Consider the following 23,686-nt stretch of genomic DNA (forward strand, 5'->3'; position numbering starts at 1 on the left):
CACGGCCCCGCTAGTAAACTCGGACCATGAGTGTAATCCGCCCCGCCACCCGGCAAGACGTCCCCGCCATTCTGCAGATGATCAACGAACTGGCCATTTACGAAAAGGAACCGGACGCGGTCCGCAACACACCGGAAATGCTGGCTGAGGTCCTGTTCGGCGAGAACCCGCGCGTGTTTGCCACGATGGCTGAGAACAGCGCAGGCGAGGTCCGGGGTTTCGCGCTCTGGTTCCTGAACTACTCCACCTGGGAAGGCGTCCACGGCATCTACCTGGAAGACCTCTACGTCAGCCCGCACGCCCGCGGCGAGGGCCACGGCAAGGCGCTCCTGCAGCACCTGGCCGCCACCGCCGTCGAGAGGGGCTACGCCCGGGTTGAGTGGAGCGTCCTGGACTGGAACGAACCGTCCATCAACTTCTACCGCAGCCTCGGCGCCCGCCCCCTGGATGGCTGGTCCACGTTCCGGCTGACCGGCGACGCGCTGGAGAGCTTTGGCACCAGAACGGCAGCGTCCATCCGTGGCTGAGCAGGACGCTACCTCGCAAACGACGCAAACGCGGACCCCTGTCCCGCATTTTGTGAAGGCCAGGCACGAATTCCGTGGCATGCGCACCGCCGAGCACTACTTCACCGTTCCCTTGGACCACTTCGCTCCAGGGAGCGGCGACGACGCCGAGGCTATCACCGTCTTCGCCCGTGAGTACGTCTCGTCGGCCCACACCCAGGCTGAAGCCGAAGAGCTTCCCTGGCTGGTGTTCCTCCAGGGCGGGCCGGGCGGCCGCGGCAACCGGCTGGCTTCGCTGGGCGGCTGGAGCAAGGCGGCTGCCCGGGACTTCCGGATCCTGATGCTGGACCAGCGCGGCACCGGGCTGTCGACCCCCCTTGACCGGAACACGCTGGCCGCGCGCGGAACGGCCGAAGCGCAGGCCGCGTACCTTGAGCATTTCCGTGCGGATTCCATCGTGGCCGACGCGGAGCTCATCCGCGCGGCGCTCGGCTCCGGCCCCTGGAGCATCTACGGCCAAAGCTACGGCGGATTCTGCGCGCTGACTTACCTGTCTTTTGCCCCGGACGGGCTGAAGGAGGCTCTCATCACGGGCGGGCTTGCGCCGCTCGCCGGCCATGCCGACGACGTCTACCGCGCCACGTTCGCGCGCGTTGCAGCCCGCAACACCGAGTACTTCAGCTGGTATCCGGAGGACCGCCGGACAGTGAACGCGATCGCATCGCACCTCCGGCAGGCCGAAGAGTTCCTTCCCGACGGCGGCCGGCTCACGGTTGAACGGTTCCAGATGGTGGGCTCCTTCCTGGGCGGAAACACGCGGGTGGACGGCCTGCACTACCTGCTGGAAGACGCCTTCACCGAGACACCACAGGGGAACCTCTCCGATGCCTTCCTGGAGCAGGTCCAGGGCATCGTGTCCCGCCTGGCGAACCCGCTCTATGCCCTGCTGCATGAGTCCATCTACGGGCAGGGACAGGCGACCGACTGGGCTGCCTGGCGTGTGCTGCAGGAAAATCCGGCATTCCATCCGGATGCGGAGGCGCTGCTGCTGACCGGCGAGATGGTGTACCCGTGGTATTTCGAACAGGATCCCGCCTTGGTGCCGCTGCGGCAGGTGGCCCATCTGCTGGCCGCCAAAACGGACTGGAAGCCGCTGTATGACCCCGCACAGTTGGCCGCGAACAGCGTGCCGGTTGCCGCCGCGGTCTACCAGGACGACATTTACGTGGACCGCAGCCTGTCAATGGACACGGCGGCTGCTGTGCGCGGACTCCGGGTATGGGAGACGGCCGACTTCCACCATGACGGCATAGCGGACGACGGCGAGGCTATTTTCGGGCGGCTGCTGGGTATGGTGCGCTCGGTTGCCGGCTCAGCCGGCAGCTGAGCCGGCCGCCGGGCTGCGGCGGCGCGCCATCAGGGCAACGACGGCGGCGCTCAGTACAGCAGCCCCCACCAGTCCGCCTGCCATATTGAGCCCCAGGTAGCCGGCCCAGCTGAGGATCAGTCCGGAAGTGGCCCCGCCCACCGCACCTGCAGCGCCCATCAGCATGTCCGACACCCCCTGGACCACCACGCGGGACTCCTGCGGGACGCTCTCCGCCAGCAGCGTGGACCCGGAAATGGTGGCCGCAGACCAGCCCATGCCCAGCAGCACAAGTCCCACGGCCACCGCGACGGTGGACGTCTGGCCAAATCCTGCGACGGCGACGGCAGCGATCAGCGTGGCGAAGCCGATCATGATGGTCTCAGTCCTGCCTGCCTTGTCCGTCAGCCAGCCCATAACCGGCGACAACGCGAACATGCCTGCGATATGCAGGGAGATGGTGAAGCCGATGATCACCAGGACATCGCCGGAGGCGGCGTGGCCGGCATGGGAGGCACCAGGCCCGGCTACGAGTTCCTGCAAATGCAGCGGGGTCATGGACATCACGCCCACCATCACGGCGTGCGCTCCGACGACGGCGGCAAGCGCCAGCCAGGAAGCCCTGGACTGGCGGATTGCCCGCAGCCCGCGGACGAGCGATCCCCCGGCTGCGTTGCGCGCGGTGGCGCCTTGCTGATTTGCCGTACGTGGTGGCGTGCCCTGCATCTTCCCGCCATCTGGCTGGGCGTCGAGATCCAGCGCGGCGGGTTCCTGAGTGGCAAGATCCTGAGTGGCAAGATCCTGAGTGGCAAGATCCCAGGCGGCGATTTCCCGCGCGAGCAGGAGCGGGTCCGGCCTGAGACCAGCGAAAAGCAGCACAATGGCCAGCAGGAGTCCGGCTGCGGAGATCACGAACGGTCCGGCGACGGGAGGCAGGCCGAGTGCCAGGCCCACCACGGTGCCGGGCTGGATCAGGTTGGGTCCGGCCACGGCGCCGACCGTCACAGCCCACACCACGGCGGAAAGCGCCCTGCCGCGGTGTTCAGCGTCCGCAAGGTCGACGGCGGCGAAGCGTGCCTGCAGGCTGGCCGCGGTACCCACCCCGATGCCCACCGCCCCCAGCACCAGAAGGACGAACAAGCCGGACACCACCGACAGCACTATCAGAACTGTGCCGGCCAGGGCGGCGGAAAGCCCCGTGACCTGCCCGGCCCGACGGCCCCGCCGGTCCGCCAGCGAGGCAAGAGGCAGTGCTGTCAGCGCGGCCCCCAATGTCATAACCGTGGCCACGGCACCCGCCCACACGCTGGAACCGGAAAGTTCCACGGCCAGGATGGAACCAATCGAAACCGTGGCTCCGGTGCCGATGCCACCGAAAACCTGGGCCGCGCTCAGCAGCACCACGGTGCGCCGTTGCACCTGGCGCACTCCTCTTTCCGTGATCAGCGTGCGGGCCATGGTCCGAGCATAGTCCTGGGCGGCCACGTCCTACAGGGGGCAGATTAAGCCACTGATCCCGGCCGCAGTGCGGCCGGGATCAGTGAAAATGCAGTGTGCGTCAACGAAACGCGGAGACAGCCTACTCGGCTTCGCTGAGGCTCTTCTTGGCGTCTTCCTCAAGGCGGGGGTCCAGGTGGGCCGTCTTTGCCTTGGAGCTCAGGAGGCTGGCAATCACGGCAACGATGATGGTGCCCACGATGACGGCCAGGGAGACGAATGTCGGAATCTCCGGGGCCCACTCGATGTGGTTGCCGCCGTTGATGAACGGCAGTTCGTTCACGTGCATGGCGTGGAGCACCAGCTTCACTCCGATGAACGCCAGGATGAAGGACAGCGCGTGCTTCAGGTAGATCAGGCGGTTCATCAGGCCACCCAGCAGGAAGTACAGCTGGCGCAGGCCCATCAGGGCGAACAGGTTGGCGGTGAAGACGATGAACGGGCTCTGCGTCAGGCCGAAGATCGCCGGAATCGAGTCGACGGCGAAAAGGAGGTCGGTCAGGCCGATGGTGATGAACACGATCAGCATGGGGGTGAAGACCTTCTTGCCGTCCACCGTGGTGCGCAGCTTGCCGCCGTCGAACTTCTCCGACATGGGGATGACCTTGCGGATCCGGGCGATGAGCGGGTTTTCCTTGTCCTCTTCGTCCTCGCCTTCGTCCTGGGCCTGCTTCCAGGCGGTCCAGAGCAGGAACGCGCCAAAGATGTAGAACACCCAGCTGAACTGCTCGATCACGATGGCGCCGAGGAGGATGAAGATGCCGCGCAGGATCAGGGCGATGATGATGCCCACCATCAGGACTTCCTGCTGGTACTTACGGGGCACGGAGAAGCGGGCCATGATGATGATGAAGACAAACAGGTTGTCGATGCTGAGGCTGTATTCAGTGACCCAGCCGGCCACAAACTGGCCGCCGAATTCGGCGCCGGTAAAGAAGAACATGGCCCCGGCGAACAGCAGGGCCAGGGAGACGTAGAACGCAACCCACAGGCCGGCTTCCTTCATGGAAGGCTCGTGGGGGCGTCGGACGACCAGCAGAAGGTCAATGAGGAGGATCAGGCCAAGGACGACAAGTGAGCCGACCTCGAACCACACGGGTAATTCGGGCACAGGTTAGCCTTTCGCAGGGTACAGAGAAATGGTGTAAGTCTCTCCGGCCAGCCTATGCACTTGGTGCTGAAATGGCGGCCCGCTACGCCCGGCCAGGCAACTGTGCCTGGCGTGTTGACGATCGTAGCGCTCGGGATACTCCCCTACGTGACGTTAACTGTACAGTAGGCGTCCCGACATGCGGAAACATGCCCCGACTGCCACTTCCCTTTCGGCGCCCGGGGTGGGCTAGGCATGGCCGGCCGCCTGCATCTGGCGGAGCTCCTTCTTAAGGTCACTGACCTCGTCCCGGATCCGCGCGGCCACCTCGAACTGGAGTTCGGCGGCAGCGCCGTGCATCTGTTCGGTCAGTTGTTCGATGAGGCCCACGAGGTCTTCGGCCGGTGCCGCGGCGAGGCCGTCCTTGCGGAGCTGTGCTGCGCCCTTTGCCGCGGACTTGCCACGTTTGGCGCCCTTGGCCAGCCGGTTGTTATTGAGCAGCTCCTGGGTGTCCGCGTCTTCCTTGGCCAGCTGGTCGGTAATGTCGGCGATCTTCTTCCGCAGCGGCTGCGGATCGATGCCCCGTTCCGTGTTGTAGGCAACCTGGATGGCGCGGCGCCGGTTGGTCTCGTCGATAGCCTTGGCCATGGAGTCGGTGATGCGGTCCGCGTACATGTGGACCTCGCCGGACACGTTGCGGGCAGCACGGCCGATGGTCTGGATCAGCGAAGTCGCCGAGCGCAGGAAGCCTTCCTTGTCCGCGTCCAGGATGCTCACGAGCGAGACCTCGGGCAGGTCCAGGCCTTCGCGGAGCAGGTTGATGCCCACCAGGACGTCGAAGACACCCATCCGGAGTTCCCGGAGCAGTTCAACGCGTCGAAGGGTGTCCACGTCCGAGTGCAGGTATTCGACCTTGATGCCGTGGCCCAGCAGGTAGTCGGTGAGGTCCTCCGCCATCCGCTTGGTCAGCGTGGTGACCAGGACGCGTTCGTTCTTTGCCGTGCGGGTCTTGATCTCGCCGAGGAGGTCATCGATCTGGCCCTTGGTGGGCTTGACCACCACCTCGGGGTCGATCAGTCCGGTGGGCCGGATGATCTGCTGCACAAAGCCGTCAGCCTTGCCGAGTTCGTACTTGCCGGGAGTGGCCGACAGGTAGACCGTCTGGCCCACGCGTTGGAGGAATTCGTCCCATTTCAGCGGTCGGTTGTCCATGGCCGACGGCAGGCGGAAGCCGAAGTCCACGAGGTTCCGCTTGCGGGACATGTCGCCCTCGTACATGGCGCCGATCTGCGGCACGGTGACATGGGATTCGTCGATCACCAGCAGGAAGTCGTCCGGGAAGTAGTCGATGAGGCAGTGCGGAGCGGTCCCGCGGGCACGGCCGTCGATGTGCGACGAGTAGTTTTCGATGCCGTTGCAGAAGCCCATCTGCTGCATCATTTCGAGGTCGTAGGTGGTGCGCATCCGGAGCCGCTGGGCTTCCACCAACTTGTTCTGGCCTTCCAGGACGGCCAGGCGTTCGGCGAGTTCGTCCTCGATCCGCTTGATGGCCCGGGCCATCCGCTCGGGCCCGGCCACATAGTGCGAGGCCGGGAAGACGTACATTTCCTCTTCGTCCCGGATCAGTTCGCCAGTCAGCGGATGGAGAGTGTGGATGTTCTCAATCTCGTCTCCGAAGAATTCGATGCGGATGGCGAGTTCCTCGTACATCGGGATGATTTCCACGGTGTCGCCGCGGACCCGGAATGTGCCGCGGTGGAAGTCCATGTCGTTGCGCGCGTACTGCATGGCGACGAACTTCCGGAGGAGGTCATCCCGGTTCATCTGTGCCCCCTTGCGGAGCGTGACCATGCCGGCAATGTACTCTTCGGGTGTGCCCAGGCCGTAGATGCAGGACACGGTGGCGACCACAATGACGTCGCGGCGGGTCAGCAGGGCGTTGGTGGCGGAGTGCCGGAGCCGTTCCACTTCCTCGTTGATGGAGGAGTCCTTCTCAATGAAGGTGTCCGTCTGCGCTACGTACGCCTCAGGCTGGTAGTAGTCGTAATAGGAAACGAAGTACTCCACCGCGTTGTTGGGCAGCAGTTCACGGAATTCGTTGGCGAGCTGGGCCGCGAGGGTCTTGTTCTGCACCATAACCAACGTGGGCCGCTGGACCTGTTCGATCAGCCAGGCCGTGGTGGCGCTTTTGCCGGTACCGGTGGCACCCAGCAGCACAACGTCCTTTTCGCCGTTCCTGATCCGCTCCGTCAGTTCGGTGATGGCAGCAGGCTGGTCACCCGCCGGCTGGAACTCGCTGATGACTTCAAACGGAGCGACAACGCGGTTGATCTCCTGGGCAAGGCTCATGCATCTAATCTACAACCGGGGACCGACAGTGACGGCCGGATCAGTTGCCGGCGAACAACCCGCCCCCCCCGGGGCAGGGAGGTCAGGGGAGGTACGACGGCGGCTGCCACCCTGTGCGCGCGGCCCAGCCGTCCATCCGCGGCCAGGCGACGTCCGTGAACCACGGTTCCTTTGCCTCCGCGTAGGCGTGGGTACCTTTACTGCCGGCAAACTGTTCGGTCAGCGCGCGTTTATGGTCCTCATACAAGGCGGCGGCTTCCGGGTCGTCCCTGAGCCAGTCGCGGAAGATCAGCGCGTAGCGCCAGCCGGACGATCCGGCCGCCCGTACGTGCACGTTGGCGGGGCGGCCGGGGTCCGCGTTGGCGTGGAAGCGTTTCTGCCACTGCGCAGGGTCCGGATCCGTCGGTTTCGGTGTGTCATAGGCCACCCCCGGCACGGCCGGGAAACCAGCGGCCGCCAGCAGCGGCGCAATCCGGTCCGCGGCGTTGAGATCCGACACCGTGACCTGGAGGTCGATGACGTCCTTGGCTGCCAGGCCAGGCACGGCTGTGGAGCCGATATGGTCCACAGCCAGGATGTCGTCCGATGCTGCGGCCTGGATTCGGGCGCCAAGCCGTGCACCCTGGACCGCCCAATCCTGCTGCGGCACCGACAAAACTGCCATGCCTGCCCTGACCGCCCTGACGCTGCGCCGGAGATTGCGCGCGAACGGCACCAGTCGTTCGGCCCAGAGCCGGTCCACCTGCGCCGTCACGTCCGCCAGCGATCCGGAGTTGTCCAGCAGGACGTCGGCAGCGGCCAGCCGCGCCTCGCGCGAGGCCTGGGCAGCCATGCGTGACCGCGCGTCCTCAAACGTCATGCCGCGGTGTTCGAGCATCCGGGCGATCCTGACGTCATCGGGCGCGTCCACCACAAGGACAAGATGGAAGCCGCTCCCCTGGCCCGTCTCCACGAGCAGTGGAATGTCCTGGACCACAATGGCGCTGGCCGGGGCTGCGGCGATGATGCCGGCCGCTGCCTTCCGGACCAGCGGGTGCACAATGCCGTTCAGGACGGCCAGCTGCGAAGGACTGCCAAAGACCACAGAACCCAGCCTGGCCCGATCCAGCCGGCCGCCGCCGTCGAGCATTTCCGCTCCAAAGGCTTCCACCACGCTGGCCAGCCCGGGCGTTCCCGGCTCCACCACGTCCCGGGCAAGCGCATCCGCGTCCACCAGCACCGCACCGAGCTCGGCAAGGCGTGTGGCGACCACTGACTTCCCTGAGGCGATGCCGCCCGTCAAACCGATCTTCAGCATCCCACCACCCTAAACTGAAGACGTGGCACAAACAGCGGATACACAGAGCACTGACGCCGCAGACAGCAGGGCCACCGCGTACACCACGCTCGCGTTGGGGCCGGAGTTCCGGCACGAGATCGAGATTAAACGCTCCAGATTCATTACCGTGCTGCGCCGCGCCGACAACGAGGACACCGCGCGGGACCTGGTGGCCGGCCTGCGCCGCGAGTTCCACGATGCCCGCCACCACTGCTCGGCATTCGTCCTGGGGCCGGACCGGGACATCCAGCGCTCCAATGACGACGGCGAGCCCTCCGGCACGGCCGGAATCCCCATGCTGGAGGCCATCATCAAAAGGGAAACGGCGCCGGGTATGACGGACATCAGCGACGTCAGCGCCGTCGTCGTCCGCTACTTCGGCGGCATCCTGCTAGGGGCGGGTGGGCTGGTGCGGGCGTATTCAGAGTCGGTTTCCGCGGCCCTGGAACGGGCCCCACTGGTCCGCCGCAGCCGGCTGCGGATCTGCTCAGCGTCGGTGCCGCACGCCGCTGCGGGACGGCTGGAGAACGATCTTCGGGCGGCGGGGTTTGTGATGGCGGAAACCAGCTACGGAGCGCAGGACACGATCCTGCGCCTGGCCGTGCCTGACGATGCCGCGGAAATCTCTGCGGCCACCGAACGCGTGTTGTCGCTCACCGCCGGGAGAACCGTGCTCACGGCGGCCGGAACGGAGTGGCTCGATGCCCCGCTCCCCTGAAGTCCGTCTGGCAGACGTCGACGACCCCATGCTGGAGCGGCTGCTTCAGCTGGCACAGCTGGATGCGTCCGCGGATGACGTCACACCGCCGCTGGGCAACGGGACGGGCTGGAATGCCGAACGCATCGACTGGTTCCTCGCCTACCACCGGTCTGCAGCCGCGGGACTGGAGGGACCGGCCACGGAAAAGAGCTGGGCAGTGCTCTGCGACGGCAGCCCGGCCGGCGCGATCAGGCTCAAGCTGACGGACGCGGAAACGGCGCAACACGAAACAGCGGAGACCGGCATCTGGCTGGGCCGGAGCTACCGCGGCCACGGTGTCGGCGGCGCCGCGTTGCGGCTGGTACTGGCGGAAGCCCGCCGCGCCGGACTGCACCGCGTCGTGGCCAAAACCACGGCAGCCAACATCGGCGCGCAGCGGCTCCTCATCGCCGCTGGCGCGGTCCTGACGCACGACGACGGCGGCGCGGTGAGTGCCGTCGTCGTACTCTCAACTAACCCGCAGTAGACACTCCGAAGTGCACGTTTGGAAGCATTAAGTGCTGGTCAGATGGCCGGTTAACACAGGTTTTCGGTTAAGCACAGCGGGCCCCTGCTTTCGCAGGGGCCCGCTGTGTTGGCCCGGGAAGCCCCGGGCCGGTGGCAATTAGTTGCCGGTCAGCTTCTCGCGCAGAGCGGCAAGAGCCTCGTCGGATGCAAGCGTGCCTGCACCGGCGTTGGACTCAGCAGCAGGCTCCGAGGAGTAGCTGGTGGTGCCTGAATCGCTGTCACCGGACGTTGCAGCTGCAGCGTCGTCGGCAGCGTGCTGGGCAACCTGCTTCTTGTGTGCTTCCCAGCGGGTCTGGGCGTCAGCGTACTGCTGCTCCCAAACGGCGCGCTGGTTCTCGTAGCCTTCAAGCCACTCGTTGGACTCCGGGTCGAAGCCCTCCGGGTACTTGTAGTTGCCCTCTTCGTCGTACTCAGCGGACATGCCGTAGAGAGCCGGATCGAATTCGGTGGACTCGGCGTCAACGCCCTCGTTAGCCTGCTTGAGCGAGAGGGAGATGCGGCGGCGCTCAAGGTCGATGTCGATGACCTTGACGAACAGCTCGTCACCAACGGAGACAACCTGCTCAGCCAGCTCCACGTGGCGGACTGCCAGTTCGGAGATGTGCACGAGGCCTTCGATGCCGTCTTCGACGCGTACGAACGCACCGAACGGAACGAGCTTGGTGACCTTACCCGGAACAACCTGCCCGAGGGCGTGGGTGCGGGCGAAGGTCTGCCACGGATCTTCCTGCGTAGCCTTGAGCGACAGGGAAACACGCTCGCGGTCCAGGTCGACTTCGAGAACCTCGACAGTGACTTCCTGGCCAACTTCGACAACCTCGGACGGGTGGTCGATGTGCTTCCAGGACAGCTCCGAAACGTGAACGAGGCCGTCAACGCCGCCCAGGTCCACGAATGCACCGAAGTTGACGATGGAGGAAACGACGCCGGGACGGACCTGGCCCTTTTCCAGCTTGTTGAGGAACGTGGAGCGAACCTCGGACTGGGTCTGCTCGAGCCAGGCACGGCGGGACAGCACAACGTTGTTGCGGTTCTTGTCCAGCTCGATGATTTTGGCTTCGATCTTCTGACCGATGTACGGAGCGAGGTCGCGCACACGGCGCATCTCGACGAGGGATGCGGGCAGGAAGCCGCGCAGACCGATGTCGAGGATAAGACCACCCTTGACAACCTCGATGACGGTACCGGTGACAACACCGTCTTCTTCCTTGACCTTCTCGATGTCGCCCCAGGCGCGCTCGTACTGAGCCCGCTTCTTGGAGAGGATCAGGCGGCCTTCTTTGTCTTCCTTGGTGAGCACCAGGGCTTCGACGAGATCGCCAACGGAGACAACGTCTCCGGGATCAACGTCGTGCTTGATGGACAGCTCGCGGGAGGGGATGACACCTTCGGTCTTGTAACCGATGTCGAGCAGAACTTCATCGCGGTCGACCTTGACGACGGTACCTTCGACGAGGTCGCCGTCGTTGAAGTACTTGATGGTGGCGTCGACTGCTGCGAGGAAGTCCTCAGCGGTACCGATGTCGTTAATGGCGACTACGGGGGTACCGGGCTTCTCGGTGGAGGTGATGGTCATGTAGTAGGGGCTCCGTTGTGGATAGTTAGTCGGTCAGGCAAACCGCCGCGCCCGCGTTATGGAACGCAGGCGCAGGTCTTCGGGCGATCGCAGGGATCTTCCGGGTCTTCCTGATTTGTGGATTCTAGAAACGCGCACGTAGTACGCGCCCACTTATTCTAGTCGCAGCGGCCAACGAGGGTCAAAGCGCATGGCAACACATCGCCTAGTCGGGCGAACGTGGTTCCGCCGCCCTGCAGTTGTGGCAGGGCCTGCCGGAAGCCGGCGGCTGTGCCGCCGCCGGGCTTATTGAAATGCGCTATGACGATATCGCCAGGACGTGCTGTGGCCAAGGCAGAGGCAACCGCTGATGGCGCCAGCGTGGCGCCGGCGTCGGCGTTGATGCTGAAGTTGACCGGCAACATGCCCAGACGCCGGGACATCGCGGCGGCCACCTCGTCGAGATATGCCGTGCCGGGGCGGAAGAACCGCGGCTGTCGGCCTGCTATTTCCCGCAGCAGGTCCTGGCACCCCGTCAGTTCGTCATATGCGTCGGCCAGGCTTGTGGTGCCGGGGATGCCGTAGGCGGATCGTCCGATGACGGACAACGGCCGGTGGTGCCAACCATGGTTCGCCAGTTCAAAGAGCGGTCCTGCCCCAGCTCGGCAGCGACCTGCCGGTTTGCATGGATCCACCGGGCATTCACAAAAAGGGTGGCCGGGATGTTCAGCCGCCGGAGCGTGGCGAGCAGTTCCTTGTCGACGCCGGATCCGCCGGGGCCGCCGCAGGCATCGAAGGTGAGCGCCGTATGACTGCCTGGCGACCTGGTGACCACTCCGGTCACCGCCAGACCCCACTCGGCCGGCCGGCGGCCGTCGAATTCCGTCACCAGCTGGGCTTTTGACGGCGGCAGGACTGCGGCTGCCGTCGCGGCCGGGACCTGCGACGGTACCGCCGACGCTTCTGGCCCGTTTGGCACGGGCGGGGCAAGTACCGCGAGGTCCCCGCGTTCATCCGAAAGAGGCGCGGACTCGAGCCCGACCGTGTCCGCCGACGAACACGATGCCACGGCAGCAAGAACGCCGGACGCCAGACCGAGCAAAATAGCCCGTCGGCCCGTCGGCCCGGGCACACCAAAATCCCCCATGGATTGTCCTTGAACGAGGCAGGGGCCCTAGAAGTGGGTCAGGCAGTGGGTGGCCCGCTCAACCGCGAACATCCCCCGTGCCCGGAGCGACGCGCCCTGCTTGTGTTCACGGATTCGCCCAGCCGAAGTCAGCGTAACCGGACAGACTGCGCCCAGATAAATTGATGACAATGCGGAGACATCCAGCGTCAGGTCAGGCTCGGTTGGCACGTCCAGGCGTACGACGGCGGCCTCGCCGCTACTGACGTCCACGCCAAACGTTCCCGCCGTGAGGCCGAGCGGGTCCTGCACCTCGAGCACCAGCTTTCCGTCCACCGGGTAATGCCGGGCTTCCAGCGCCTGGGCCACGTCCAGGATGCGGAGCCAGAGCATGTCCCGGCTGTCTGAGGAGTCGATGCAGCGGGGATCGGACAGTGCCCAGGTGAGCGGGTCATCCAGCGGCGCTTCCTCCCACGTGACGCGTTCCACCAGGTCGATGGCGGCCAGGAACTGCCACAGCTCCAGGTACGCCTCGTTCGTGGCCGCCACGAGGTCCACAACCTGCATGGTGTAGGGCTCGGTGTCCCAGCCGAGGAATTTGTAGGAGACGTAGCCGTCCACGGCGCCGTCGGGCCCGTAGTGCAGTGCCACCTTGACGGCAGGATCTTCCTTGCCCTCGCGGCCCAAGGACCCTGAAGCCAGCTGGCGGTACCAGTCCTGGCGGCCGATCGATCCCGGCGTCAGGCGGTGCACGCGGTCGAAGATGACCGGCGCCAGGTCCAGCAGCACACGGGGGTCCGCGACGTCCACGGTACCGACGGCGTGGTGATTAAGCCGGAACCGGGCGGTGGTGTCCACTTTCACGGACCGTTCGAAGCTGGCCACGCCGTAGCCAAAGCGTCCATAGATGGAGCCCTCGGACGCTGTCAGGGCGGCCATTGCCAGGCCATCGTCCCTCGCCAGGGCCAGGTCCTCGGACATCATCCGGCGCAGCAGGCCGCGCCGCCGATGCGAGGTCCGGACCGTCACGGCTGTGACCAGTTGGGTTTCCAGCAGCCGGCCGAAGCCGATGTTGAGTGTTTTGCGCAGGGTGCCGAAGGTTGCCACGGGTACGTCCGCGGGGAGCGACCCAGGCGCGACTTCCCGGGTCTGGTAGGCGCCGGTGAAGATCCTTCGGTCAGCTGCGTAGGTCTCCAAGGATTTGGCAACATGCTCCGGTGTCCGCGTGGATTCGTGGAAGCCAAAGGCGACCGCCTTCACCCATGATTCGGCGTCGGGATAACCCGCCTCGCCCTGGGATGCCGCTGGGAAGCGCCGGATTTCATAGTCATCACTCAGTTCAGCCACACCGCCGAGCCTAACCAATGAATCCGGGGCCTGGCCAGCAGCAACACGCTCACAGGCAGGAAGTTCCGCAGGGCCGGCGGGAAATGGCTCAGAGCCGCCGCACGGGTTGGCGGAGGATGGTTTTGAGCCTTTCCGGTGCCACCCGGCGGGCGTCGGTGAGGTAGATCTCGTGGTGCAGGCCGGCAAATCCGAAGCCCTTGGACGGCATGTATTCACTGTGCAGGCGGTGCAGCGTGGGGGCCTCGTCGTCGTAGCTGCCGATGTGCAGGATCTGCAGCGAGAGGCCTTCATCGAGGGTCTCAAGGCGGAGCAGGTCCAGCCCCGGAACGTTCTTCGCCGCAGCCTTCGCGATACCGTCCTGCACCTCGGATGCGCCGATCCAGCCCGGCTGATGGATCATCATGGTCCACTTCCAGCTGTCCTTCTCACCCCTGGTGAAGGCGTCAGGATCGTCTGCTGTCCACAGGCCCTCCAACGGCCCGACGACGTAGTCCCGGCCCGCGTGCTTGCTGGCGAACTTGAGGGCGTAGGACACCGAATACAGGGCTTCGAGGGCGGCGGCATAGGCGGGGGCCGTCCCCGGGTTACCGTGCCCGTCCAGCATCAGGTAGCTCAGTGGAGGGACGGTGACCGTCTCGAAGTCCCGGGCCCGGGGCGCGTACAGATCCTTGAACTGTTTCTTGACGTCGTACTTGTCCATCGCGCCCCCGCCCATTCGTTCCCAGCAGCCCGTTCCCGGCCCGTTCCCAGCAGCCTAGTGGCCGGCGTCGTACCAGCTGGGGCCCACACCGATCTGGACATCCAGCGGGACGCTGAGGTCCGCGGCGGAGCCCATCTGCTCGGTGACGAGCTTCTCCACCGCAACACGCTCGCCGGCTGCGACTTCAAGGACCAGTTCGTCGTGGACCTGCAGGAGCATGCGCGACTTCAGGCCCTGGGCCGCCAGTTCAGCGTGCACGCCCAGCATGGCGCGTTTGATGATGTCAGCGGCCGATCCCTGGATGGGTGAGTTCAGGGCGATGCGCTCCGCGTTTTCGCGCAGCTGCCGGTCCGTGCTGGTGAGGTCCGGCAGGTAGCGGCGACGCCCCTCGATGGTGGCCGTATAGCCGTCCACCCGGGCCTGGTCCACCACACCGCGAAGGTAGTCGCGGACAGCGCCGAACCGGTCAAAGTAGTCCTTCATCAGCGTGCGGGCCTCGTCCACGGAAATTTCCAGCTGCTTGGACAGGCCAAACGAAGTCAGGCCATAGGCGAGGCCGTAGGACATCGCCTTGACCTTGGAGCGCATGGCACTGGTGACTTCCTCGGTGGGCACGTGGAAGATGTTCGAGCCCACAAACCGGTGGAGGTCTTCGCCGTCCTGGTAGGCCTGGATCAGGCCTGCGTCGCCCGAAAGGTGCGCCATGATCCGCATTTCGATCTGTGAGTAGTCCGCGGACAGCAGGCACTCGTAGCCGTCGCTGACCACAAAGATGCCGCGGACGCGACGGCCTTCCTCGCTGCGGATGGGGATGTTCTGCAGGTTGGGATTGTTGGAGGAGATCCGGCCCGTCGCTGCCACGTTCTGCGCGTAGGTGGTGTGGATCCGGCCGTCTTCGGTCACGGACTTCTTGAGCGACTCCAGCATCTGGCGCAGCTTCGACGACTCCCGGTGCGCCATCAGCTGGACCAGGAATTCGTGGCCGGTCTTTTCCAGCAGGTTCTTCAGCGACGCGGCATCGGTGGTGTAGCCGGACTTGATCTTCTTCGTTTTCGGCAATTCGAGTTCGTCAAAGAGCACGGTCTGCAGCTGCTTGGGCGATCCGAGATTAACCTCGTGGCCGATCGCGGCGAAGGCAAGTTCCTGCGCGTTGTCGATCACTTTGGCCAGATCGGCGATCTGGTCGTCCATGCGCGGCAGGTCGATGGCGATGCCCGCGGTTTCCATGTCGGCCAGCACCCGGCTGACGGGCAGCTCCAGGGTGGTCAGCAGGTCCCCAGCCTTGCGTTCGGTGAGTTCTGATGCGAAGTGCCGGCTCAGGGCCTGGACCACGGCCGCCACCTGGACCAGCGCGCCGGCAGCGGCGGCGTCGTCGCCGTCGAACGCCAGCTCCAGCTGGCCCGCCTTGGAGGTCTCAGACGGAACACTGACGTTGAGGTGGTGCTGGGCCAACTCGGCGAGTTCATACGTGCGGCGGTCCGGCTGGATGAGGTATCCGGAAATTGAGGAGTCATCCACCACGCCTTCCAGTCCCAGGCCGCGGCTGGACAGGGCCTTGAGCGCAGCCTTGTAGCCGTGCATGACCTTTGACGAGCTTTCATCACGCAGCCAGTCCGCCAGGACGTTTTCGGCTGCGGCGTCCTGCGCGGCGAGGTCGATATAGACGGCGGCATCGTCACGGACAATGGCCAGTGCGGCGGCGTCCTCGCCGATCCGCCCGGGCACCAGGTCGACGGCGACCGCGGACGTCTTGCCAGCGCCGGCCGCCAGGAAGGCACCCAGCTCGGCGGCCCCTGCGGGAGTCACGAAGTCGGGCGCGGCGATGGTTTCGCGCTCCGCAGATTCCACGTCTTCACTGCCGTACAGGGCAAAGAGCCGGGTACGGATGGTCTTGAATTCAAGTTCGTCGAACAACGCCTCCAGCGCGGCTTCGTCCGGCCGCGGTTCCGCGAGATCGTCCAGGGTGAGTGGGAGTTCGAGATCCGTGTGGAGCCTGTTCAGGCGTCGGTTGCGTTTGACGTCCTCCACGTTTTCCCGGAGGGCATCGCCCACCTTGCCGCCGATCGCATCCAGGTGCTCGAGGACGCCCTCAAGACCGCCGTAAAGGTTGATCCACTTGGCCGCGGTTTTAGGGCCGACGCCCGGAACGCCCGGGAGGTTGTCCGCGGTCTCCCCCACCAAAGCGGCAAGGTCCGAATACTGCGCGGGCGTCACAAAATACTTTTCCTGGATGGCTGCCGCGTCCATCCGGGGAATGTCGCTGACGCCCTTTCGCGGGTACAGCACAAAAACGTTGTCCGTGATCAGCTGGAAGGCGTCACGGTCGCCCGAGACGAGCAGCACCTCGAAACCGGCCTTTTCCCCCATGGCGGCGAGGGTGGCCAGGATGTCATCTGCCTCATAGCCGGGCAGTTTGATGGTTTTGATGCCCCAAGCGCCCATGACCTTGTCGATGAGGTCGATCTGGCCGCTCATCTCACGGGGCGTTTCGTTGCGTCCGCCCTTGTACTCGCTGTACTCGGCTTTCCGGTGAGTGGTGTCATCCGAGACGTCGAAGGCGACACAAATGTGGGTGGGCTTCTGTTCCTTGATCAGGTTGATGAGCATGGACGTGAAACCGTGGATGGCGTTGGTGTGCTGTCCGTTGGCGGTGGAGAACTTGTCCGCCGGCAAAGCGAAGAACGCGCGGAACGCCATCGAGTGGCCATCCAGCACCAGGAGCCGCGGCTGGCCGGTGATGGGAGGCACCGGGGCTTCCGTGGCGGAAACCTGGCCTCCGGCCGGCAGGACGTTGATGTCCTGCAGGGCAGCATCAGCGTCAAGTACTGCGGTCTCGGACGGGAAGGGGGCCGGTTTGGTAGTTTCACTCACAGGTGCCAGCCTAGTTCCCATGATGGACAATTTCACGCCCGGGCCCTTCACTGAGGAATTGGTCACAGCAGGCATCCCGGCGCACCTCCACGACTGGCTCGGCCGCCTGGGCATCGGCGCCCTGGTGGTGAAGATGGGGATCCACTTCCTGGAGATGAGCCCGGAACGAACGGTGGCCACCATGCCGGTGGAAGGGAACACCCAGGTGGCGGGCATCCTCCACGGCGGCGCCCATGTGGTGCTGGCCGAAACCCTGGGGTCCTTCGCCGCCGGGATGCACGCCGGCGCCGGCAGGCATGCCCTGGGCATCGAAGTGAGCGCCACCCACCACCGTGCAATCGCTGCGGGCACCGTGACAGGTACCTGCACCGCGATCCACCTGGGCCGGACACTGACAACGCATGAAATCGTGATGACCGACGAACAAGGCCGCCGCCTCTCCACCGCACGCCTCACCAACATGCTGCGGGACAACGAGCCCGCGGAGGCCTAAGCGCCTCCGTCCGTTCAGCTCCCTAGCGTGCCGTAACCGGGGACGTGAAGGTGTAGCGGAGCTCCACTATGCCGCGGCCCAAGGTGCGGGACGCCGTCAACTCAAGTGGCGCCGTCGGGCCCTCCAATGGCAGCAGCCGTTTGCCGTCTCCCAAGACCACGGGGATGACAGAAAGGATGAGGTCATCCAGCAGTCCTGCGTTGGCGAACTGCGCAGCGAGGTTGCCGCCGCCCACCACCCAGACGTTCATGCCGCCGGCATGGTCCTTGAAGTCCTGGATGAACTCCTGGACGGGTCCGCGGACGAACGTGATGTCCGTGCCGGCCGGGGCAACGTGCTCGTGCCGGGTAAACACATAACAGGGTGTGGAAGGGTACGGCCAGTTGCCGGGTTCGTGCTCCATCAGCCAGGCGTACGTCTCGCCGCCCATCACGATGCAGCCGATGCCGGCCATGAAGGTTTCGTAGCTTTCCTTGCCGCCCTCGAAGCCATCGAACTCGAGAAGCCAGGCGAGGTCATCCTTGGTGGTGGCGATGAACCCGTCAATGGAGGCCGCGACAAAATACTGGATCCTTGACATGGAACCAGATTAGCCCTGCGGCGTTGACGCGCTGAAGGCCTATTTGCTGAAGTACGGAATGATCAGGTAAAGCCCGAACAGCACAGCAACGCCGCAGAGGCCAAAGCAGGTGTAGGCGAAGTAGCGCGTGGTGCGGGGTGAGGCCTGCCGGGCGTCACCGGCGATGGCCGTCAGCCGCACGCCCAATGAATACAGGACCACAACGGTCACCGCGGACACCAGGGTGGCACCTGCCACTGTCAAGAGTTCCAACCACTTCATCGCTGAACATCCTCGTGCTGGTTCGCCTTGGCACGGGCCCGGGCGAAGGCTTTCTTCTTGGCAAAGCGGACGGCCTGGCCCGCTTCTTCGACTTCCACGGCATTGTGGTGGCCCACCGCGGACTTCCGGGAGTAGGCGAACATAAACAGCACCGCGGCGGTGCCGGCGACGGCGGCAATCACCACACCCACCACGCCGGTCTTCACGAGCAGCGCGGTCAGCGCGCCCACAACGCCGGCGGCGGGAAGTGTAAACAGCCAGCCCAGGGCGATCTTGCCCACCATGTTCCACCGCACCGTGGTGCCCTTACGGCCCATGCCGGACCCGATGACGGACCCTGACGCCACCTGGGTAGTGGACAGGGCGAAGCCCAGGTGGGAAGACGCAAGGATGGCAGAGGCGGTACTGGTCTCGGCCGCGAATCCCTGGGCAGGCTTGACCTCGGTGAGCCCGGAACCCATGGTCCGGATGATGCGCCAGCCACCTGCGTAGGTGCCGACGGCGATGGCCAGGGCGCATGCCGTGATGACCCAGAACTGCGGGCCCGAACCCGGGGCCTGGGTGCCGGCGGAAATCAGCACCAGGGTGATGATGCCCATGGTCTTCTGGGCGTCGTTGGTGCCGTGGGCCAGCGCCACCAGGCTGGACGTGAAGATCTGGCCGGTGCGGAACCCGCCCCGCTTCTGCGTCAGCTTGCCGCCGGTTTCCGGATCGTGCCGCGACGTCAGGGCATACGCGAGCCGAGTGCAGAGGTACGCCACCAGGCCGGCAATGAGCGGCGCGAAGATGGCGGGCAGGATGACCTTCTGGAGCAGGGTTTCCAGGTTCACGGAATTGAACCCGATGCCGGCGATGGCCGCGCCGATCAGCCCGCCGAAGAGTGCGTGGGATGAGCTCGACGGCAGTCCCTTGAGCCAGGTGATCATGTTCCAGAGGATGGCGCCCATAAGGCCGGCGAAAATAATGTCCGGCGTGATCTGGACACCGTCGGAGCCTTCCCGGATGATGCCGCCGGAGACTGTTTTGGCCACTTCCGTCGACAGGAAGGCACCGACCAGGTTCAGGATTGCGGCGAGCGTCACAGCGGTCTTCGGTTTAATGGCACCGGTGGCGATGGGCGTAGCCATCGCATTCGCGGTGTCATGGAATCCGTTTGTGAAGTCGAAAAATAATGCCAGTCCGATGACCAGCGCCACCATAAAGGTGATATCCACCTGTTGCCCAATCTGCAGAGTCGACGTTCAGCAGTTCCACTACCCGCCGTGCCCTGCAACGCATTATTCACCTGCAGTTCATGTGAAATGACCTGTGGAGTTAACAGAACCGGCGTGAAACCCTATCGATCGTACGCGTCCATGGCATCAGGTCAAAAACAGCTGCTCCGTGACAAACCCACCGACGGCGGCTAGTTCGCCGGGAGAGATTCCCCGGCGCGGATCGGGCGACACCGTGAGGATGCGTCGGCCCAGGAATCCGGCCCACGCCAGTGCTACCTGTTCATAGCGGAGCTGATCGTCAATCCACACGATGCCATCCGGGGCGTTGGCCGCCAGGTCCTCCTGGAGGGCGGCAAGCTTCCACCAGCCCTCCCCCGTTCCGGCACCATCCGCTGTCAGGCAGGGCCAGTGGCCGCCGGCAAGTCCGATGGCAGGGCATAAGTAGTCCGCGGCCATCTCCTCCCAGCTGGTGAGCCACACGCACCGGACTCCAGGCAACCGGGAAAGCCGGTTCAGCCCGTCAACCAGCTGGCCCGCATACGCCACTTCGAGCACGCCGGCGTTCGCAAGTATCCAGCCGGAACCCCATGGCGTCGTGCCCGTTGCTCCGAACGGGCAAACGACGCCGTCGACGTCCAGGTACAGGGTGACGTTCCGCACTGCCGCTCCCGGTCAGGCCGGCAGGCCCGGAACGGCCCTTAAATGATTGAGGGGCTGCACGCATCAATGGTTGCATTGCGTGCAGCCCCTCCTCAAGGACTCGCGGATAAGCGGTGTCTCCCAGGCAGAGAACGCCTTTGGTCCGTCGTTCTCTGTCCTGGTTGGACGTGGGAGCCTATGACGCGGGAGCGGCCTGGGGGTTGTTGACGTTGACCAGCCAGGCGGTGCCGAACTTGTCGGTGCACATGCCGAAGATGTCGCCCCAGGGCGCCGGTTCCAGGGGAACGGTGACCGTGCCGCCGTCGGCGGACAGCTTCTCCCAATAGCCGCGCAGTTCAGCTTCGTCGTCGCCGCTGAGCGAAACCGAAATGGAGCTGCCGGTCGCGAGGTCCATGCCGTTCGGCGTGTCCGCCCCCATCAGGACCAGGCCGTTGCTGGCCGTCAGCATGCCGTGCATGATTTTGTCGGCTTCCGCCGGATCTTCGCTGGCGTGGAACTCCCCGAACGTGCTGAGGGCCAGGTCGCCGCCGAAGACGGACTGGTAGAAGGTCATCGCCTCGCGGGCGTTCTCGCGAAAGCCAAGGTAGGGGTTGAGCGTCGTTGGCATGGCCGGTTCTCCTTGAAGTACAGAACTGAAACGGAATCGGAACAGTCAACATCCTGCCGCACTTCCCGCCGCGTTCATAGGGTTCACGGAGCCTGATGCCCCGCAGTTTTCAGGGCATAAAGCGGTATCCCACACCAGGTTCCGTGAGGAGGTGGCGGGGTTTCCCGGGATCGGCCTCCAGCTTCCGCCGCAACTGGGCCATGTACACGCGCAGGTAGTTGGCTTCCGTCTGGTAGGCCGGTCCCCAGACGTCCAGCAGCAGCTGCTGCTGGGTCACCAGCCGGGCAGGGTTCCGGACCAGCAGTTCCAGGATGTTCCATTCGGTCGGCGTCAGCCGGACAACGTCCCCGTCCCTCGTGACCTGCCGCTGGGCCAAGTCCACGGTGAAGGAGGATGCGGCCACCGTGGGTGCCGACGCCGGATCCGGAACGCGGCGCAGGAGGGCCCGCAGGCGGGCCAACAGCTCGTCGAGTCCGAAGGGCTTGGTGATGTAGTCATCCGCACCGGCATCCAGGGCGTCGACTTTGTCCGATGAGCCGTGGCGTGCGGACAGCACGAGTACGGGCAGGCTGCTCCATCGACGGAGTTCCCGCAGGACTTCCGCTCCGTCCAGGTCCGGCAGTCCGAGGTCCAGGATCATTACGTCCGGCGGACGGTGGGAAGCGGCACGCAAGGCTGTGCCGCCGTCGGCCGCTGACTCCACGGCGTAACCGTGGGCCTGGAGCGTGATCCGGAGTGCCTTCAGCAGGTGGGGATCGTCGTCGACAACCAGCACACTGGTCCGGCGGCCGCCCTGCGTGCCGGAAGAACCAGCCTGGTCCGAATTCATGTGGCCTCCTGACGCGGCTGGCCGGCCGCGTGGCGCGCGCCCGGCGAGCCGGTGGAAAGGGCCAGCCTGATCACCATGGTCAGCCCGCCGCCGGGAGTTTCCTGTGCAGTCAGCGTCCCGCCCATGGCCCTGACGAACCCGTCGGCGACGGCCAGGCCCAGTCCCACTCCGGTGGCCTGGGGCCGGTCGTGGAGCCGCTGGAACGGCTGGAACATCTCAAGCACCTTCCCGGCGGGCACACCGGCGCCGTGATCGATGATCCGCAGTTCGCCGGACGGATAGCCATCCAGCGTGGCTGCACCCATGCCGTCGGAAGCGCCGGTGATGGTGATCCCCGAACCCGGCGCGTACTTGACGGCGTTTTCCACAATGTTCGCGATCACGCGGTCCAGCAGCACCGGATCAGCCTCGACGGTGGGCATGTTGGCGGGCAGCTCCACCCGGACTGTACCGTCCGGGAGCCCGCGCAGGGCCGGCGCAACAACCTCGCTCCACCGCACGGGTCCCAGCAGCGGCCGGACGGAATCGGCGGTGATCCTTGACATGTCCAAGAGGTTTCCCACCAGCTGGTCCAGCCGGTCCGTGCATTCGTCAATGGTTTCCAGCAGCTCCCGTTCTTCCGCGGGCGTATAGGTGACGGTCCGCTGCAGCAAGCCACCGGCGGCGAGCTTGATCCCCGCCAGGGGGGTCCGCAGGTCGTGGGACACCGCCCGCAGGATCGCCGTGCGCATGGAGTTCCCTTCGGCCAGCCGCAGCACCTCGCGCCGGCTGACGGCCAGCTGGCGGCGTTCCAGCTGGGCTTTCACGTGGACCGCAAACGCACCCAGCAACCGGCTTTCCACTGCCGGCGCCTCCCGGCCGAACAGCACCAGCCGGGTGTCGTCGTCGACCGGTTCCGCGGTGCTGCCCGGCGGTCCGGTGACGCCATGCTCCCACCCGGCGGTATCCCCCGCGCCGGCCACGAGCGACCAGATCCTGCCGTCCGCGCCGCGGACTCCGGCGAGTCCCGACGTCGGACTGGAACCTTGCGCTGTGCCCTCCCGGCTGCTGTACACACCGGCGCCGGTGGCACCAAAAACGTCCAGGGCCTCCGCCAGGATCCCGTCCAGAGTGTCTTCCGAACGGGAGGCGCCCAGGGCGAGGTCGCCCAGCGTGGCCGCCTCCGCCTGCGCGCGGGCAGCCTCCTTGGACCGGCGGGCAGACCCGTCCACCACCCCGGCGACCGCCACTGACACCCCCACAAAGACGGCCAGTGACAGGAGGTCCTGGGGATCACTGATCGCCAGGTCCCCCAGCGGCGGCGTGGAAAAGTAGTTCACCAGCACGCTGCTCCACAGGGCGCCGACCACGGCAGGCCACAACCCGCCCACCAGCGCCACCGCAACGGCGCCGGCAAGCTGGATCAGGACGGCGGTGGCAACGCTGTGGTCGAAGGCTGCGAGCAGCAGCTGCAGCAGTGCGGGCAGGGCTGCTGCGAGCGCAAAGCCAATAGCAACCCTGGTGCGGCCCAGGTCAGGCCGCCGGCGTGGTGCGTTCCGCTGGGGCGGGACGCGGGGAACTACCTGGACGTCGACGTCGCCCGCACCGCGGACCACCCGGGCTTCAACGGTGCCGCCGGCGAACAAGCCTGCCAGCACACCCGCAAGCGGTCCGCGGCGGGACTGCCCCACGACAATATGGGTGGCACTGGACTTGCGGGCGTAATCGAGCAGGGCCCGGGCCGGATCCGTCGCGGAGACGGTGTGGTAGGTCCCGCCCAGGTCATTGACCAGCCGCCGCTGTGCCTCTAAAACCTGGGGAGACTCGCCCGCGGTACCCCCCGTGGTGCGGACGTGGACGGCCACCAGCTCGCCGCCGTCGGTCCTTTCGAGAATCCTGGCGGCGCGCCGGATGAGCAGTTCTGCGTCATCGCTGCCGTTGAGGCCGATGACTATCCGTTCCCGTGCCATGCCGCCATTCTCCCACCCGGATCCCGACGTCCCGTGCGGGCCTTTCCCGGGGTTGGTGGCGTTGCTCATACGGACGTTAAGGATGCGTCAAGATCCGC

At 65.6% G+C, this 23,686-nt stretch carries 22 protein-coding genes; 5 read left to right on the plus strand and 17 right to left on the minus strand.

Annotation, left to right across the window (positions count from 1 at the left end; genetic code table 11):
* Window positions 1–26 precede the first annotated feature (26 nt).
* Together MUN23_RS20220 and MUN23_RS20225 are read left to right on the plus strand one after the other, a co-directional pair.
* Complete coding sequence (locus tag MUN23_RS20220; RefSeq protein ID WP_248760714.1) at window positions 27–527, plus strand: GNAT family N-acetyltransferase; 501 nt, start codon at window positions 27–29, stop codon at window positions 525–527.
* A gap of 79 nt (window positions 528–606) precedes the next feature.
* Window positions 607–1,893, plus strand: coding sequence for an alpha/beta fold hydrolase (locus tag MUN23_RS20225; RefSeq protein ID WP_248764156.1), 1,287 nt, complete (start codon window positions 607–609; stop codon window positions 1,891–1,893).
* Here MUN23_RS20225 and MUN23_RS20230 read toward each other — a convergent pair.
* The 4 genes from MUN23_RS20230 to coaE form a co-directional block, all read right to left on the minus strand.
* Window positions 1,879–3,330 carry an MFS transporter gene (locus MUN23_RS20230; RefSeq protein ID WP_248760716.1) on the minus strand — a complete coding sequence of 484 codons (1,452 nt, stop codon included), beginning with the start codon at window positions 3,328–3,330 and terminating at the stop codon, window positions 1,879–1,881. The genes MUN23_RS20225 and MUN23_RS20230 overlap by 15 nt on opposite strands.
* Before the next feature lie 121 nt (window positions 3,331–3,451).
* A complete protein-coding gene (locus tag MUN23_RS20235) occupies window positions 3,452–4,480 on the minus strand; it encodes a TerC family protein (RefSeq protein WP_248760718.1) in 1,029 nt (342 codons plus the stop codon).
* A 228-nt stretch (window positions 4,481–4,708) separates the two neighbouring features.
* Window positions 4,709–6,808 carry an excinuclease ABC subunit UvrB gene (gene uvrB / locus MUN23_RS20240; RefSeq protein ID WP_248760720.1) on the minus strand — a complete coding sequence of 700 codons (2,100 nt, stop codon included), beginning with the start codon at window positions 6,806–6,808 and terminating at the stop codon, window positions 4,709–4,711.
* An 82-nt stretch (window positions 6,809–6,890) separates the two neighbouring features.
* Window positions 6,891–8,105, minus strand: coding sequence for a dephospho-CoA kinase (coaE, locus tag MUN23_RS20245; protein WP_248760722.1), 1,215 nt, complete (start codon window positions 8,103–8,105; stop codon window positions 6,891–6,893).
* 22 nt (window positions 8,106–8,127) lie between these two features.
* Between coaE and MUN23_RS20250 the strand changes: the two genes are divergently transcribed.
* On the plus strand, window positions 8,128–8,844 hold the full coding sequence (locus tag MUN23_RS20250; RefSeq protein WP_248760724.1) for a YigZ family protein: 717 nt from the start codon (window positions 8,128–8,130) through the stop codon (window positions 8,842–8,844).
* Window positions 8,828–9,352: a GNAT family N-acetyltransferase gene (locus MUN23_RS20255; RefSeq protein ID WP_248760726.1), complete on the plus strand. Its 525-nt coding sequence runs from the start codon at window positions 8,828–8,830 to the stop codon at window positions 9,350–9,352. The genes MUN23_RS20250 and MUN23_RS20255 overlap by 17 nt, the downstream gene beginning before the upstream one ends.
* Before the next feature lie 138 nt (window positions 9,353–9,490).
* Here MUN23_RS20255 and rpsA read toward each other — a convergent pair whose 3' ends face one another.
* The 6 genes from rpsA to polA all read right to left on the minus strand — a co-directional run bounded on the left by rpsA (window position 9,491) and on the right by polA (window position 16,818).
* Window positions 9,491–10,969, minus strand: coding sequence for a 30S ribosomal protein S1 (gene rpsA, locus MUN23_RS20260; RefSeq protein WP_056339708.1), 1,479 nt, complete (start codon window positions 10,967–10,969; stop codon window positions 9,491–9,493).
* 158 nt (window positions 10,970–11,127) lie between these two features.
* On the minus strand, window positions 11,128–11,556 hold the full coding sequence (locus tag MUN23_RS23510) for a hypothetical protein (protein ID WP_256468656.1): 429 nt from the start codon (window positions 11,554–11,556) through the stop codon (window positions 11,128–11,130).
* The gene (locus tag MUN23_RS23515; RefSeq protein ID WP_256468657.1) at window positions 11,484–12,095 is read right to left on the minus strand and encodes a polysaccharide deacetylase family protein; all 612 of its coding nucleotides are present in this window, start codon (window positions 12,093–12,095) and stop codon (window positions 11,484–11,486) included. The genes MUN23_RS23510 and MUN23_RS23515 overlap by 73 nt, the downstream gene beginning before the upstream one ends.
* 27 nt (window positions 12,096–12,122) lie before the next feature.
* Window positions 12,123–13,412, minus strand: coding sequence for a GNAT family N-acetyltransferase (locus MUN23_RS20270; RefSeq protein WP_371876046.1), 1,290 nt, complete (start codon window positions 13,410–13,412; stop codon window positions 12,123–12,125).
* A gap of 97 nt (window positions 13,413–13,509) precedes the next feature.
* On the minus strand, window positions 13,510–14,121 hold the full coding sequence (locus tag MUN23_RS20275; RefSeq protein WP_248760730.1) for a GyrI-like domain-containing protein: 612 nt from the start codon (window positions 14,119–14,121) through the stop codon (window positions 13,510–13,512).
* 54 nt (window positions 14,122–14,175) lie between these two features.
* Window positions 14,176–16,818 (minus strand): DNA polymerase I, encoded by a 2,643-nt coding sequence (gene polA, locus MUN23_RS20280; RefSeq protein WP_248764157.1) that lies wholly within the window; start codon window positions 16,816–16,818, stop codon window positions 14,176–14,178.
* Window positions 16,819–17,011: 193 nt separating this feature from the next.
* Here polA and MUN23_RS20285 point away from each other — a divergent pair, with 193 nt between their 5' ends.
* Window positions 17,012–17,485: a hotdog fold thioesterase gene (locus tag MUN23_RS20285; protein ID WP_099093412.1), complete on the plus strand. Its 474-nt coding sequence runs from the start codon at window positions 17,012–17,014 to the stop codon at window positions 17,483–17,485.
* Between the two features lie 22 nt (window positions 17,486–17,507).
* On the opposite strand, the gene MUN23_RS20290 is transcribed toward MUN23_RS20285, so the two are convergent.
* From MUN23_RS20290 to MUN23_RS20320, 7 genes are all read right to left on the minus strand, one after another.
* Window positions 17,508–18,065, minus strand: coding sequence for a dihydrofolate reductase family protein (locus MUN23_RS20290; protein ID WP_248760731.1), 558 nt, complete (start codon window positions 18,063–18,065; stop codon window positions 17,508–17,510).
* 39 nt (window positions 18,066–18,104) lie between these two features.
* Window positions 18,105–18,326 carry a hypothetical protein gene (locus MUN23_RS20295; RefSeq protein ID WP_248760732.1) on the minus strand — a complete coding sequence of 74 codons (222 nt, stop codon included), beginning with the start codon at window positions 18,324–18,326 and terminating at the stop codon, window positions 18,105–18,107.
* On the minus strand, window positions 18,323–19,540 hold the full coding sequence (locus MUN23_RS20300; protein ID WP_248760733.1) for an inorganic phosphate transporter: 1,218 nt from the start codon (window positions 19,538–19,540) through the stop codon (window positions 18,323–18,325). Before MUN23_RS20300 ends, MUN23_RS20295 begins: the two co-directional genes overlap by 4 nt.
* Before the next feature lie 147 nt (window positions 19,541–19,687).
* Window positions 19,688–20,203 (minus strand): HAD domain-containing protein, encoded by a 516-nt coding sequence (locus MUN23_RS20305; RefSeq protein ID WP_248760734.1) that lies wholly within the window; start codon window positions 20,201–20,203, stop codon window positions 19,688–19,690.
* Window positions 20,204–20,378: 175 nt separating this feature from the next.
* A complete protein-coding gene (locus MUN23_RS20310) occupies window positions 20,379–20,810 on the minus strand; it encodes a VOC family protein (protein WP_248760735.1) in 432 nt (143 codons plus the stop codon).
* Window positions 20,811–20,919: 109 nt separating this feature from the next.
* Window positions 20,920–21,639, minus strand: a complete 720-nt coding sequence (locus MUN23_RS20315; protein WP_248760739.1) for a response regulator — start codon at window positions 21,637–21,639, stop codon at window positions 20,920–20,922.
* Window positions 21,636–23,657: a DUF4118 domain-containing protein gene (locus MUN23_RS20320; RefSeq protein WP_248760740.1), complete on the minus strand. Its 2,022-nt coding sequence runs from the start codon at window positions 23,655–23,657 to the stop codon at window positions 21,636–21,638. Before MUN23_RS20320 ends, MUN23_RS20315 begins: the two co-directional genes overlap by 4 nt.
* Window positions 23,658–23,686 lie beyond the last annotated feature (29 nt).

This window comes from Pseudarthrobacter sp. SSS035, assembly GCF_023273875.1.
Classification (GTDB): Bacteria; Actinomycetota; Actinomycetes; order Actinomycetales; family Micrococcaceae; genus Arthrobacter.